The organism is Methyloligella sp. GL2 (assembly GCF_013341275.1).
Taxonomy (GTDB): domain Bacteria; phylum Pseudomonadota; class Alphaproteobacteria; order Rhizobiales; family Methyloligellaceae; genus Methyloligella.
The window spans coordinates 518,644-531,747 of the sequence record NZ_CP054476.1 but is presented as its reverse complement, the minus strand read 5'-3'; the positions used below and the strand labels follow the sequence as shown (position 1 = coordinate 531,747).

The 13,104-nt window shown below is 64.1% G+C and carries 12 protein-coding genes and 1 pseudogene; 6 read left to right on the top strand and 7 right to left on the bottom strand.

Translation table 11 applies throughout. From position 1 onward, the window contains the following. Window positions 1–99: 99 nt before the first annotated feature. From ccmA to HT051_RS02510, 5 genes are read left to right on the top strand one after another with little or no spacing between them, the layout of a single operon-like run. Window positions 100–729 carry a heme ABC exporter ATP-binding protein CcmA gene (gene ccmA, locus HT051_RS02530; protein WP_174540580.1) on the top strand — a complete coding sequence of 210 codons (630 nt, stop codon included), beginning with the start codon at window positions 100–102 and terminating at the stop codon, window positions 727–729. Beyond that, window positions 726–1,397, top strand: coding sequence for a heme exporter protein CcmB (gene ccmB / locus HT051_RS02525; protein ID WP_174540579.1), 672 nt, complete (start codon window positions 726–728; stop codon window positions 1,395–1,397). Before ccmA ends, ccmB begins: the two co-directional genes overlap by 4 nt. Before the next feature lie 60 nt (window positions 1,398–1,457). Beyond that, window positions 1,458–2,186 (top strand): heme ABC transporter permease, encoded by a 729-nt coding sequence (locus tag HT051_RS02520; protein ID WP_174540578.1) that lies wholly within the window; start codon window positions 1,458–1,460, stop codon window positions 2,184–2,186. Between the two features lie 11 nt (window positions 2,187–2,197). Then, the gene (gene ccmD / locus HT051_RS02515) at window positions 2,198–2,566 is read left to right on the top strand and encodes a heme exporter protein CcmD (RefSeq protein WP_246810148.1); all 369 of its coding nucleotides are present in this window, start codon (window positions 2,198–2,200) and stop codon (window positions 2,564–2,566) included. Beyond that, window positions 2,563–3,234, top strand: a complete 672-nt coding sequence (locus HT051_RS02510) for a DsbE family thiol:disulfide interchange protein (RefSeq protein WP_174540577.1) — start codon at window positions 2,563–2,565, stop codon at window positions 3,232–3,234. The genes ccmD and HT051_RS02510 overlap by 4 nt, the downstream gene beginning before the upstream one ends. Window positions 3,235–3,237: 3 nt before the next feature. Here HT051_RS02510 and HT051_RS02505 read toward each other — a convergent pair whose 3' ends face one another. The 6 genes and pseudogenes from HT051_RS02505 to HT051_RS02480 all read right to left on the bottom strand — a co-directional run bounded on the left by HT051_RS02505 (window position 3,238) and on the right by HT051_RS02480 (window position 9,332). Next, window positions 3,238–3,675, bottom strand: coding sequence for a MarR family winged helix-turn-helix transcriptional regulator (locus HT051_RS02505; RefSeq protein WP_174540576.1), 438 nt, complete (start codon window positions 3,673–3,675; stop codon window positions 3,238–3,240). Window positions 3,676–3,880: 205 nt separating this feature from the next. Next, a pseudogene (locus tag HT051_RS02500) lies at window positions 3,881–4,523 on the bottom strand (septation protein A); the annotation flags it as partial. Continuing rightward, window positions 4,507–5,820 carry a signal recognition particle-docking protein FtsY gene (gene ftsY, locus HT051_RS02495; RefSeq protein WP_174540574.1) on the bottom strand — a complete coding sequence of 438 codons (1,314 nt, stop codon included), beginning with the start codon at window positions 5,818–5,820 and terminating at the stop codon, window positions 4,507–4,509. The pseudogene HT051_RS02500 and the gene ftsY, both read right to left, overlap by 17 nt. Continuing rightward, window positions 5,817–7,013, bottom strand: a complete 1,197-nt coding sequence (gene mtaB, locus HT051_RS02490; RefSeq protein ID WP_246810282.1) for a tRNA (N(6)-L-threonylcarbamoyladenosine(37)-C(2))-methylthiotransferase MtaB — start codon at window positions 7,011–7,013, stop codon at window positions 5,817–5,819. Before mtaB ends, ftsY begins: the two co-directional genes overlap by 4 nt. Before the next feature lie 176 nt (window positions 7,014–7,189). Continuing rightward, window positions 7,190–8,059: a diaminopimelate epimerase gene (gene dapF, locus HT051_RS02485; protein ID WP_174540572.1), complete on the bottom strand. Its 870-nt coding sequence runs from the start codon at window positions 8,057–8,059 to the stop codon at window positions 7,190–7,192. Between the two features lie 49 nt (window positions 8,060–8,108). Continuing rightward, complete coding sequence (locus HT051_RS02480) at window positions 8,109–9,332, bottom strand: MFS transporter (RefSeq protein ID WP_174540571.1); 1,224 nt, start codon at window positions 9,330–9,332, stop codon at window positions 8,109–8,111. A 43-nt stretch (window positions 9,333–9,375) separates the two neighbouring features. Here HT051_RS02480 and HT051_RS02475 point away from each other — a divergent pair, with 43 nt between their 5' ends. Continuing rightward, a complete protein-coding gene (locus HT051_RS02475) occupies window positions 9,376–10,575 on the top strand; it encodes an amidase (protein WP_174540570.1) in 1,200 nt (399 codons plus the stop codon). A gap of 111 nt (window positions 10,576–10,686) precedes the next feature. On the opposite strand, the gene HT051_RS02470 is transcribed toward HT051_RS02475, so the two are convergent. Continuing rightward, window positions 10,687–12,945, bottom strand: a complete 2,259-nt coding sequence (locus tag HT051_RS02470) for a S8 family serine peptidase (RefSeq protein WP_174540569.1) — start codon at window positions 12,943–12,945, stop codon at window positions 10,687–10,689. Window positions 12,946–13,104 lie beyond the last annotated feature (159 nt).

Here is a 13,104-nt window from a genome sequence, read left to right as displayed (position 1 = left end):
AAACTATATAAAGCCGCTTGCAGACAGGTGACAATGCGCGATGACCGCGCGGCGCTCAATCGCCCGGCAAAGCGGCGGAGATTGGTTAAACAGGCAGCAATGGCGAGAGCAAAGAGCCTTCGGGCGCGCAATCTTTCCTGCCGGCGCGGCGGAAGGCTCATCTTCGAGAAGCTGAGCTTCGCGCTGAAGTCCGGCGAGGCGTTGCTGCTGACCGGTCCCAACGGCGTCGGCAAGACCACGCTCCTGCGCGGTCTGGCAGGCCTCCTGCCGCTGGAGCATGGCGAGATCGCGCTGTCCCCGGCAACGGACCAGCCGCTCTACGAGCAGCTCCACTATGTCGGCCATCTCAACGGCATCAAAACCAGCCTGTCGGTGGCCGAGAACCTGCAGTTTTGGTGCGAATATTACGGCGGCCCGCCCCTTAACGAGGAGCGGCTGGAAACGGTGCTCGCCCGTTTCGGCCTCGATCCCATCGCCCAGCTTCCCGGCGCACTGCTCTCCGCCGGGCAGAAGCGGAAATTGGCCCTGCTGCGCCTTGCCGTCGCCCCGCGGCCGCTCTGGCTGCTGGATGAGCCGTCGGTCTCGCTCGACCGCGCCTCCACCCGGCATTTGCGCGACATGATCGCCGAGCATCTGGAGGAGGGCGGCATGGCCGTCGTCACCAGCCACATCCCGATGTCGCTTGCCTTCGCCCATCGCCTCGATCTCGGCAAGAGGCGCGCATCATGATCCGCGCCGCTCTTGCCCTGCTTGGCCGCGACCTCCGTCTCGCCTGGCGCGAAGGCGGCGCCATCGGCACCGCGCTCGGCTTCTATTTCGCGGTGATCGTGCTGACCCCGCTCGGCCTCGGCCCCGATCTCAACCTGTTGTCGCGCATCGCACCGGGCATCTTATGGGTGGCCCTGCTGCTGGCCGGGCTTCTCTCCGCCGACCGCATCTTCCACAACGACTACGAGGATGGCAGCCTCGACCTGCTCACGCTCGGTCCCCTGCCCCTGGAGCTGGTCGCCGGCATCAAGAGCCTCGCCCATTGGATCACCACCGGCATCCCGCTCACCTTGCTGGCGCCGGTGCTGGGACTGCTTTTGAACCTGCCCATCGAATCCTCCGGCTTCCTGGTGCTCTCGCTCTTGGCCGGCACCCCGGCGGTCAGCTTCGTCGCCGCCATCGGCGCAGGCCTCACTCTGGGCTTGCGGCGCAGCGGCGTGCTGATGGCGCTGATGATCCTGCCGCTCTACGTGCCGGCGCTGATCTTCGGCGTCGCCACGGTTTCGGCCAGCATCACCGGCCCGGCCTCGCCCTGGGCACCCCTTATGATCCTTTGCGGCATAAGCCTCGCCAGCCTGGTGTTGTCGCCCATTGCCGCCGCCGCCGCGCTTCGTGCCGCACTGCGATAGGGAAACCAAATCGCCGCCTCACCGATTGCGCCCAACGGATAAAGCCATTAGATCGACCCGATGATCAGCCTTGCAAACCCCACGCGCTTCCTCGAGCTCGTCCGTATCGTGCTCCCCTGGCTCACGGGCCTGACCGTGATCCTGTTCGCCGTGGGGCTGTATCTATCCTTCTTCGTCGCCCCGCCCGATTACCAGCAGGGCGAGACCGTGAAGATCATGTTCATCCATGTGCCGAGCGCCTGGCTCGCCATGATGGCCTATACCGTGATCGCCATCGCCGCGCTGGGCAGCCTGATCTGGCGCCATCCGCTGGCCGACGTCGCCGGAAAGACCGCGGCCCCCATCGGCGCCACCTTCACCTTTCTGGCCCTGATTACCGGTTCGCTTTGGGGCAAGCCGATGTGGGGCACCTATTGGGTCTGGGATGCGCGGCTCACCTCCATGCTGGTGCTGTTCCTGCTCTATCTCGGACTGATTGCCCTGTGGGAGGCCATCGACGAACCCAGCCGCGCCGGCAAGGCCGCCGCGATTTTGGCGCTGGTCGGCTTCGTCAACGTGCCGATCATCAAATTCTCCGTCGATTGGTGGAATACCCTGCATCAGCCCGCCAGCGTGTTCCGCATGGGCGGCTCCACCATCGATCCGTCCCTGCTGGCGCCGCTCTTCGTGATGGCCGGCGCCTTCACCTGTCTGTTCCTGCTGCTGCATTTTCTGGCCATGCGCGCGGAGATCCTGCGCCGCCGCGTCGGGGCGCTGCAGCAGATCGAGGCGCAACGCGCCGCCGCCTGAGAGCCAAGCCCATGCCGATGAGTTTTCCCGATCTCGGGCCACATGCGATGTTCATCTGGGCGGCCTATGCCGTCACTTTCCTCGGCATCGCGGCGCTGACCTTCACGATCGTCAAGGACGACCGCAAACAGCGCCGGCTGCTGGCTGAGCTGGAGCGCCGCGGCATCCGCCGCCGTTCGGCGGACAAGGCGAAATCCACCGCGCCCAAAACCGCATCGAAGAGGGCGAAAGCCGCGAGTCCCAAACGGAAAACCGCAAGCACTAAGAAGACGCCGGCGTCTACCCAGCGCAAACCGCGCGCGGCAGCGACGCGCCGGACTGCCGCGAAATCGGCCGCCAGCGACAAAAGCGAGGCAGGCCGCGAAGGCACGCCGCAATGAGTGCAGACAAGACCAATAAAGCCGCCGCCAAGAGGGGCGGAGCGCAGGACGCGAAGCCGCGAAGCGGCTGGCTCTGGAGCCTGCCGCTGCTCGTCTTTCTCGGGCTGGCAGGGCTGTTCTGGTATGCCCTCGGCAGCGGCGATCCCCACCGGCTTCCCTCCGCGCTGCTGGACAAGCCGGTGCCGGAATTCTCACTGCCGCCGATCGAGGGGCTCCCGGATCACCGGCAAGGCTTTTCCAGCAAGGATCTCGCCACCGGCGAGCCGACCATCGTCAATGTCTGGGCATCCTGGTGCGGCCCCTGCCGCGAGGAGCATCCCGTCCTCACCGAACTTTCCAAGAAGCCGGGCGTCCGCCTGTTCGGTATCAACTACAAGGACGACCCCGCAGGCGCGCGTAGCTTCCTGGGGCGGTTCGGCGATCCGTTCGATCGGGTCGGCTCAGACCGGACCGGCCGCGTCGGTATCAATTGGGGTGTCTATGGCGTGCCGGAGACCTATGTGGTCGATGGCACGGGCAAGATCGTCTACCGCCATATCGGCCCGCTCACCAGCCAAGCGATCGACGACGAACTCCTGCCCCGCATCGAAGCTGAGCGCGATAAGGCCAAGGCTACGGCCGAGACTACAGCCGAGCCCAAAGCCGAGACCGGCAACGCCACGAAGTAAGGCTCACTCCTTCGTGTGATTGACGATCAGATTGAGCGATTCCAGAAACTCTTCGCGCTTTCCGGGCGGCAGCTTCGACAATAGCCGCTCGTCGGCCGCTTCCGCGCAAGGATGCGCCTGCTTCAAAGCTGCGAGCCCCGACTCGGTCAGCCTGATCTCGTAAGCGCGCCCATCCTGTTTTGCCCTGCGCCGGCGTATCAGCGCGCGCGACAGCAGCCGCGCCACGATATCGGCCAATGTCGAACGATCGATCCCGGTCCGCTCGACAAGCTCCGTTTGCGTCAGGCCTTCCTCATCTCCGACAGCGGCAAGAACTGCAAATTGCCGCGGCGTCAGCTGGCAGCTGCTCGCCTCGAGTAGAAAAATGTCGTTCGCAAACTGCCCCGCACGATGCAGCATATGCATCGCGGAGCGATCGAGTCCGCTATCACCTTGCGCCATCTTCCGGAATCGCCCTGCAGACTATCATGTTCCCATTCCCTAACGCCGTGAATCGGGTTTAAACCCCCTTCTTTACTACAACCCGAAATCTACCGATCAAACTATAGGTTGTACAAATTTACTTCTATTACCATTTATTGGGGAAAAAGCGACCGCCGATTTTCGCTGTGCCGCAAACGAGCCGAAAGGCTCGATCAGAGCTGCCACGCGGGTGGCGCTCGCGCCGCTCAGCTGGCGGCGTTTTGGTCCTCGCTGTCGCCGGCAACGCTGTAGCGCTGCATTAGCGGCATCTGAGCCAGAGCAAAGATCAGGGTCAGCGGCAGGAAGCCGAACGCCTTAAAGGCGACCCAGGTATCGGTGGAGAAATTCCGCCAGACGATCTCGTTCACCACCGCCATGGCGATGAAGAAGAACACCCAGCGATAGGTCAGCTTGCGCCAGCCCTCGTCGGTCAGATCGACCGCCGCACCCAATAAAAGCTTCAGCAGCGGCCGGCCGAGCATCATGCCCCCAGCCAACAGCACGGCGAAGATCACATAGACCACCGTCGGCTTGAGCTTGATGAAGGTGTCGTCCTGCAGATAGAGGGTGAGCCCGCCGAACACCAGCACGATGACGCCGCTGAGCAGCGGCATGACCGGCAGCTTCTTATGGCGGATGCGTGCGAAAGCCAGCGCCGCCAGAGTCGCGAGCATGAAGGCGGCGGTGCCGACATAGATGCCGCTCACCGCATTGGCGCCGAAGAATACCAGCAAAGGCCCGAGCTCGATGGCGAGCTTGGTCAGCATCGCCGGAGCGTCCTCTTCGGGCTTTCCGGAAACGCCTTCTGAATCAGGCTGCGGCTGCATTCTCTCTCCCAAATCCGGCGATGGCCCGGGCAAAATCCTGCGCGTCGAAGGATTCCAGGTCCTCGATCCCCTCGCCCACGCCGATGGCATAGACCGGTAATCCAAACCGCTCCGAGATTGCAACCAAAATGCCGCCGCGCGCCGTGCCGTCGAGCTTCGTCACCACCAGCCCGGTGACCCCGGCGACCTCCTTGAACAGCTCCACCTGGCTGACCGCGTTCTGTCCCGTGGTCGCATCGAGCACCAGCAGCACACCATGGGGCGCGGTCTCGTCGAACTTGCGCAGCACCCGCACGATCTTGGCCAGCTCGTCCATCAGCCCGGCCTTGTTCTGCAGCCGCCCCGCCGTATCCACCAGCAGGATATCGGCGCCCTGCTTGGTGGCCTGATCGATCCCGTCATAGGCAACGCCCGCCGGATCCGCACCGACATCGTGGGTGATCACCGGCGCGCCAACCCGCTCGCCCCAGATTTTCAGCTGGTCGATCGCCGCGGCCCGGAACGTATCCGCCGCGGCCAGCATCACCTTGGAGCCGCCGCGCGCGAATTTATTGGCCAGCTTGCCGATGGTCGTGGTCTTGCCGGTGCCGTTGACCCCCACCACCAGGAACACGAAAGGCGATTTGTCTGGCGTCGGCAGCGGTTGCGCCACCGGCTCCAGCACCTTGGCGACTTCCTCGGCCAAAACCTCGCGCACCGCATCCGGCGAGATTTCCCGGTCGTAGCGCTTATCGGCGATGATGTCCCGCACCCGCATCGCCATGTCGACACCGAGATCGGCGCGGATCAGCACGTCTTCCAGATCGTCCAGCGCCTCGTCGTCCAGCTTCCGCTTGGTGAGCACCGCGGAGAGATTGTCGGTCAGCGCCGAGGAGGTGCGCGACAGCCCGGTACGAAGCTTCGCGAACCAGCCGCGCTTCGGGGCCTCTTCTTCCGCCGGCTCCGGCGCAGGTTTCTTGGCAGGCTGCGCCTTGGCTACGGGTTTTTCGGCGGCCGGCTTCTTCGCCGTCTCTTTAGGCTTCGCCTCGGGCTTCGCAACAGGTTTGGCAACGGCAGCTTCAGCAGCAGCTGTCTCTTCGGTCTTCGCCGCCGGTTGCTTAGGCGCAGTTTTCTTCGCAGCAGGTTTCTTTTTCGCGGCGGGTTTTTCCGCGACCGGCTCTTGCGGTGCAGGCGTCCCGGCCGGTGTTTCGGCCTTTGCTTCCGGCTCGGATTCGACAGGTGCTTCCGCCGGCTGCTCCTTGCCGCCGAACCCGAAAACCCGCTTGAAAAATCCCGGCTTGTTTTCGTCCTCGCTCATGCCACCACCTCGGCCAGCAGCGCGTGGCCGTCATGGCCATGTGCCTTGACCTCGACCAGGCGGCCCGGCGCAAAGGGCGTATTGATCTTGACCAGGGTAAAGTCCTCCGCCCGGCCTTGCGTTTCATTTTCCATCAGAATGCGGATCGACCGGCCGCTTGAGCGCTCAAGATGCGCGCTCAAGGCCTCGCTCCCGCGCATGCGCAAGATCCGCGCCCGCTCCGTCACCGTCTTGCCGTTCACCGCAGGCATGCGTGCCGCGGGCGTTCCCGGCCGCGCCGAGAACGGGAAGACATGCAGGAAGGTGAGGCCGCAATCGTCCACCAGCGCCAGGGAATTGGCGAACATCGCGTCGGTTTCCGTCGGGAAGCCGGCGATCAGATCGGCACCGAACACCACATCGGGGCGCAGCCGCCGAACCTCCTCGCAGAACGCCACCGAATGCGCCCGGCTATGACGCCGCTTCATGCGCTTCAATGTGAGGTCGTCGCCGGCCTGCAGGGAAAGATGCAGATGTGGCATCAGCCGCTCTTCTTCGGCGATCACCCGCATCAAGGCCTCGTCCGCCTCGATGGAATCGATGGAGGAGAGGCGGAGCCGCGGCAGCTCCGGCACCAGCTTCAGAAGCTTTGCCACCAGCTTGCCGAGGGTCAGCTCACCCGGAAGATCGGAGCCGTAAGAGGTGATGTCGACCCCGGTCAGCACCACCTCGGCATAGCCTTGCTCGGCCAGAACGCGCACCTGGCGCACTACCTCGCCTGCCGGCACCGAGCGCGAGGGCCCGCGGCCGAACGGAATGATGCAGAAGGTGCAGCGATGATCGCAGCCATTCTGGATCTGCACATAGGCGCGCGCCCGGCTGCCGAACCCGTCGATCAGATGCCCGGCGGTCTCCTTCACCGACATGATGTCGTTGACCTGGACCCGCGCGTCGTCACGCGTCGTCAGCCCCTGGAACACGCGGCCCTCGAGCTTCTCCGCATTGCCGACCACATGGTCGATCTCGCCCATGGCGGCGAATTGCTCCGGATCGACCTGCGCCGCGCATCCCGTCACCACGATCTTGGCATCGGGCCGCTCCCGCCGCGCCCGGCGGATCGCCTGGCGCGCCTGGCGCACCGCTTCTTGCGTCACCGCGCAGGTATTGACGATCACCGCATCGGTCAGCCCGGCCTCTTGCGCATGGCGGCGCATCACCTCGGACTCATAGGAGTTCAGGCGGCAGCCGAAGGTGATGATCTCAAGCGCGTCGGCACGCGCATCGTCGACGGCCGGCGCCTCGGCGGCGGCAGCGGACAGTGCAGCGTCTGACAATACGGTCTCGGACATGAAGGCTCTCTAGCACGGATTGCTTGGGGCTCGCGAAGCCCTCAAGCGCTGGCTTTCGCTTTGACCAGCTCATCCGGCAATACACCCTCATAGTCGAGGGCGTAAGGGCCGGTCATCAGAATATGGTTATCGGCCTCGCGCCATTCGATGACGAGATCGCCGCCAGGCAGGCTGACGGTCACCTTGCGGCCGGTAAGCTTCCGCCGCACCGCCGAGACCGCCGCGGCACAAGCCGCGGTGCCGCAGGCTTTCGTCAGCCCGGCACCGCGCTCCCAGGTGATCAGCTTCAGCGCGTCCGGCCCGATCACTTCCGCGAGCGAGACATTGGCCCGCTCCGGAAACAGCGGATAATTCTCCACCATCGGCCCGAAACGGGAAAGATCGTGGGCCGCGGCATCTTCGACGAAGAAGATGCAATGCGGATTACCGATATTGGCCACCGCCGGCGAATGCAGCACCGGATCGTCGATCGGCCCGAGCTGCAGCTCGATCCGCTTGGTGTCGTGGAACGGCTCGGCCAGCGGGATCTGGTCCCAGGCAAGCCGCGGCTCGCCCATATCCACGCTGACCATCCCATCGGCACCCACCTTGGCGGCAAGCAGCCCCGCTTCCGTCTCGATGGTGACGTCCAGCTTTCCGGCCTCCACCGCGGCGATTGCCGCCACGCAGCGCGTGGCATTGCCGCAAGCGGCAACCTCGCTGCCATCGGCATTGTAGATGCGCATGAAGAGGTCGGCCCGATTGGAGGGCTCCAGCACGATCAGCTGATCGCAGCCAATGCCGGAATTCCGGTCGGCGATGGCGGCCACCATCTCCGTATTAAGACGCAGATCGCCGTCGCGGCCATCCAGCACGACGAAGTCGTTGCCAAGGCCGTTCATCTTGCGGAAGCTGATCGCTGCGTTATCCATCGTCGAATTCCAAATCCTGCCGCCTCTATAGCACCGGCAGCGTGCAAAACTAAGTCTCGCCGGGTGTGGCGCGAAGGGCAAGGAAGCCGATCAGCGCAAGCGCCGCAAAACCGCCTCCGGCCAGGAAGGTGGCATCCGGACCTATTCCATCCCACAAGAGTCCGGCCAAAATGCTGGCCGTAAGCGCCGCCAGCCCCGTGCTCAGACCGAACAGGCCGAATGCGGTGCCGCGCAAACGCGCCGGCGCGGCTTCTGCGACCAGGGCCGACAGCACGCCTTGCGTGAGCCCCATATGGAGACCCCACAGGCCAATACCAAGGAAAACCGGGAAAAGTCCCCCGCCCAGCGCCAGCAACAGATCGGCGGCGATCAGAGCGGCGAGCCCGGCGAGAAGCAAAGGCCGCGCGCCGTATCGATCCTGCAGACGGCCGGCCGGATAGGCCGCGACGGCATAGACCAGGCTCATCACCGCGATCACCGCGGGCGTCAGCGCCAGGGAAAGCCCCTGATCGTGGGCGCGGATCACCAAGAACGCCTCGCTGAACCGTGCCAGGGTGAACACCGCCCCGACCGCGACGACAACCCAATAGAACCAGCCCAGCTGCCCGATCTCGCGCGCCTGGATCGGCACGCCTTTATCCTGCTGCCGATGCGGCGGCTCTTGCACGAAGATGAGCAGGATCAGCACGGAAATCGCCGCCGGGATCACCGCGAACCATAAGACGGCGCGAATATTGTCGCTGAACAGCAGCATCAGCCCGATGGCCAGCAGCGGCCCCAGCGTGGCGCCCACCGTATCCAGCGCCTGGCGCAGGCCGAAGGCGGCGCCGCGCGTCTCCGGCGCGGTGACATCGGCAACCAGCGCATCGCGCGGTGCGCCGCGGATTCCCTTGCCGATGCGATCGAGGAACCGCGCCAACGCCACCAGCCACACCGCACTTGCCAGGGGAAACAGCGGCTTGGTGACCGCGGCAAGCCCATATCCCGCCACGGCGAGCGCCTTTCGCCGCTGCAGCCTGTCCGACAGCCAGCCGGAGAACACGCGGGTGATATGCGCCGTCGCCTCGGCAATGCCTTCGATGATGCCGAGGGCCGCGGCGCTGGCGCCCAGCGTCACCACCAGGAACACCGGCAATAGCCCGTGAATCAGCTCCGAGGACACATCCATGAACAGCGAGGTGAAGCCGAGCGCCCAGACCGTCTTGGGCAGAAATCGGCCGGATTGGCCCTCAGGCCTTCCCGTCGCGCGGCTCTTGGGTTGCGAAGCCTTCATCAATTTGGGTTCTCTCTCCAGATCGCCGCTTAAGGAGACCTCGATGACCGCCGCCCCGAGCAACGACCCGGTTCATGCCCTCGTTCCGCATTCTCTTGATGTGCCGCTTCGCGGCAAGGCGCAAGGCCCGCTCGCCGGGCTGAACTTCACCGTCAAGGATCTCTTCGCTATCGAGGGGCACAAGCGCTCCAACGGCAACGCCGATTTTTACCAAGCTGCCGCGCCGGATACGACGACGGCGCCCATTATCCGCCGCCTGCTCGACGAAGGCGCATCCCTCACCGGCATCACCATCTGCGACGAGTTCTTCTACAGCCTGCTCGGCACCAACGCCCATTACGGCAACCCGGAGAACCCGAACGCGCCGGGGCGGCTTGCCGGCGGCTCCTCCTGCGGTGCGGCGGCCAGCGTTGCGGCCAAGATGTGCGACTTCGCCCTTGCCACCGATACCGGCGGTTCGGTGCGCATTCCGGCGAGCTTCTGCGGGCTCTACGGCTTCCGACCGACCCATGGCCGCATCGCGCTGGAGGGCGCCACCCTGCTCGCCCCGAGCTACGACACGGCAGGGCTGTTCACCCGCGATGCAGCGCTGATGGCAAAGGTCGCGCGGCTACTGCTCGAAGGCGAAACGGTGGAGGCAGCACCATCCCGCCTGCTGATCGCCCAGGATCTGTTCGCCGCCGCCGATCCCTGGATCGAGGAGGCGTCGGCGGAAGCTTTGCTCGGCTTGGGCGATGTGCTGCCCCTGCCCGAGCCCATCGTCCTCGCCAGCGATGAGATCGAAACTTGGCGCGAGGCCTTCCGTATCGTCCAGGGCGGCGAAATTCAGAACACCGTCCTGACGGTGATCCGGGAGCAGAAGCTCCGCCTCGACTCCGGCATCAAGGAACGCTTCGATATGGCCGAGGCCATCACGCCGTCCGAGATCGCATGGGCTGAGACAATCCGCGACGAAGCCCGCATCCGCATGACGGAGCTGTGCACGCCGGGAACGCTGATCGCCTTGCCCACGGCCCCCACACTGCCCCAACCCGACACCGCCGAAGATGGCGAGGAGACCCAGACCTATCGCGAGCGCACCCTCGAATTCACCTGCCCGGCCGGCCATGCCGGCTTGCCGCAAATCTCACTGCCCCTCGGCGAAGCGCAAGACTGCCCCGTCGGCCTTTCGCTGATCGGCTGGGCCGGCGGGGACGAGGCGCTGCTCGATCTGGCAAAGAGGCTACAAGCCGCGTTCGGCTAGCGGCGGCAGAAAAGCCAAGCCAATCGATTCAACCCCAAGCCCATGCGAAAGGGGCGGGCCGCCGCGAAGCGCCCCACCCCTATTCGCCATGCAATCCTGTCTTCGCGCGGCTCAGAAGCTGAACCGCATATTGCCGAGCACGCCGGCATTCATCGCCCCGTCTTCATGCCCGGCATCGTCCTGATAAAAGGCGTTCAGGCCAAGGCTGACCTGCTCGCCGAGCGGCGTCCGGTAAGCGATGTCGTAATCGGTCTGGCTGCCGCTCGGTGCCAGATCGACGCGGGACCGGCGGTAATTGACCCGGCCGTCGACGGTGCGCCCCACTGGCGTGTTGAGATAGGCCGCGCCGTCATAGATCTGCATCGGCTTGGAAACGCTGACGCCGAACTGATCGAAAGCGCCGAAGATGCCCTTCTTCATCAGCGACAGCCCATAGGCGCGGCTCGACATCGCATCGACGTCCTGGAACAGCGTGGCGCCGCTGGTCGAGGCATTGGTCAAACCTTCCGTGTAGTGCAGCCTTGCGCTGAAGCCGGCGGTCAGATCCAGGTTCATCGCCGCACCGGTGCCGAAGGTCTGGGCGCCGTTGCCGAAGCCCAGCGCACCGCTGCTGACGCCGCCCAGCATCATCCCTTCTTCATCCAGGAAGGTCTGGGTCACCTGCAGCGAGATCCTGTCCGTCGGCTTGAAGTCGGCCTGCATCAGATAGGACCGGCCCGTACCTTGCGGATCGGTGCTGGTGAAGCCGGTGAAGCTGCTGCCGGTGAACTCCGAGCTCTCGGCGAACCCCATGCCGACACCAAACTTCTCGTTCACCTGGTAATGGCCGAAGCTGAACATGCGCTGGTCGCCCAGCCCCATCAGCGGCTGTTCGGATTGCGCGGTGTTGAACATGAAGAGCTGCTTGTCGGTGCCGAGCGCCAGATCGTCCACCAGACCCAGCCGCTGGCCGAAGCTGAACTTCCAATTGCCGGAACCGGCCTCGGTGCGCCACACCGCATCGTCGCTCTGGGTCAGGCCGAAATAACCGTCCTCCGGCTTGTTCTCGTTCGGCGAGTAGCGATCGTTCTTGGTATCCTGCATCGGCATCAGCCCCATGAAGCTGGCCGAGCCGTCCATCACCGGGGTGCTGACATAGACATTGCGGTCGCCCCAGTTGAAGCGGCGCTCGAAATGATCCCGCATCGAGAAGGCCGCCGAGCTGGTCCGCACCAGGTAATCGGGGTTCATCTGGAAGTCGCGGCCATACTTGTCGAAGAACACCGCCCCGTTCAGGGCCTGCTTCATGCCCTTTGCGTCGCCGAAGGCAGTCGGCATATAGCTATAGCTGTCATGCGCGTCGTAGCCCGATCCGTTGACCGTGGCGCCGGTGGTGATGCTCGCCTTGCCGTTCGACTGGAAGGCGCGATCGAGCCGCAACATGCCCCGCCCATAGACATTGTCGATGCCTTTCTTGCCGAGATCCTCCGCCGTCTGCAGCAGGATCTTCTTGGTCAGGAACGGCTTTGTCTTGAGATATTTCCACTTCGATTGCAGCAGCGCCGCAGCACCGGCGACAACAGGTGCAGCCATCGACGTGCCGCTCTTATAGCCGTAGCCGCCCGGAACCGTGGAAAGGATGTCCACGCCCGGAGCAACCAGGAAATGATACTTGTATCTGTCGCCGGTCCGCCGGCACTTGCCACCGCGGGTAAAACAGCCATTCCCGGGTTTATTGGAGAAGGACGCAATCTTCTTCCTATTATCGACAGCGCCGACGATGATCATGTTCTTCAGAGACTTCTTCTTGGTGTTCCAGGAGATATTTTTCAGTTTAACGCCGTCGTTTCCGGCCGATTTGGAAATCACCATGCGAGTGCGATATTTGGAAATGGCGCTGAGATAATTGTCGAAAGCGAGCAGACCCGATGTGGTCGGACCGAAACTCATATTCGACACCGTCGCGCCGTCAGACCAAGCCGCGTCAAGACCAGCCTCCACCGTTCCGGGGAAGCCCGTGTCGTCGAACATGCCCACGGTGGTGATCTTCACCTTCGGCGCGATACCGACGATGCCGCCATTGCCCCGCGTTGCTCCGACGATGCCCGCGACGTGAGTGCCGTGGCTATCGAAGGTGGTGTAGCTGCCGCTCGAGAACGTAGCATACCGGTCGATACGCGCGCTGAGATCCGAATGTGTCCAATCTGCCAGACCGTCCAAAACGCCGACGCGGACGCCGGCACCGTTCTTGAACTTGTTCTGCAGATTGGCATTCAGACCGATCTTCTTATGCCACCACTTGAACTCGCCGGCATTCGCCTGACTCGTGGGCCCGCCGGCCCAAGCAATCACAAGTAACGCCGCCACCGCAGCCTTGCTGAGAACTCGCATTACGCACCCCCAATACAATCGCCCGTTAACCCTGCATTAACTATGCGCCAGCTTGCGTGCGCTGCCAACGAAACATGACGGAAAAGTTGCATCGCCAAATTGGACGGTTGAATGGCTGATTTTTGGCCAAAGCTCCGTTAGTGCAGGAATAAGCGGTTG

Excerpts from the sequence above, each read along its gene's own strand:
- ccmA (WP_174540580.1), top strand. The coding sequence starts at position 100 with ATGGCGAGAGCAAAGAGCCTTCGGGCGCGCAATCTTTCCTGCCGGCGC.
- ccmB (WP_174540579.1), top strand. The coding sequence starts at position 726 with ATGATCCGCGCCGCTCTTGCCCTGCTTGGCCGCGACCTCCGTCTCGCC.
- HT051_RS02520 (WP_174540578.1), top strand. The coding sequence starts at position 1,458 with ATGATCAGCCTTGCAAACCCCACGCGCTTCCTCGAGCTCGTCCGTATC.
- ccmD (WP_246810148.1), top strand. The coding sequence starts at position 2,198 with ATGCCGATGAGTTTTCCCGATCTCGGGCCACATGCGATGTTCATCTGG.
- HT051_RS02510 (WP_174540577.1), top strand. The coding sequence starts at position 2,563 with ATGAGTGCAGACAAGACCAATAAAGCCGCCGCCAAGAGGGGCGGAGCG.
- HT051_RS02505 (WP_174540576.1), bottom strand. The coding sequence starts at position 3,675 with ATGGCGCAAGGTGATAGCGGACTCGATCGCTCCGCGATGCATATGCTG.
- ftsY (WP_174540574.1), bottom strand. The coding sequence starts at position 5,820 with ATGAGCGAGGACGAAAACAAGCCGGGATTTTTCAAGCGGGTTTTCGGG.
- mtaB (WP_246810282.1), bottom strand. The coding sequence starts at position 7,013 with ATGCGCCGCCATGCGCAAGAGGCCGGGCTGACCGATGCGGTGATCGTC.
- dapF (WP_174540572.1), bottom strand. The coding sequence starts at position 8,059 with ATGGATAACGCAGCGATCAGCTTCCGCAAGATGAACGGCCTTGGCAAC.
- HT051_RS02480 (WP_174540571.1), bottom strand. The coding sequence starts at position 9,332 with ATGAAGGCTTCGCAACCCAAGAGCCGCGCGACGGGAAGGCCTGAGGGC.
- HT051_RS02475 (WP_174540570.1), top strand. The coding sequence starts at position 9,376 with ATGACCGCCGCCCCGAGCAACGACCCGGTTCATGCCCTCGTTCCGCAT.
- HT051_RS02470 (WP_174540569.1), bottom strand. The coding sequence starts at position 12,945 with ATGCGAGTTCTCAGCAAGGCTGCGGTGGCGGCGTTACTTGTGATTGCT.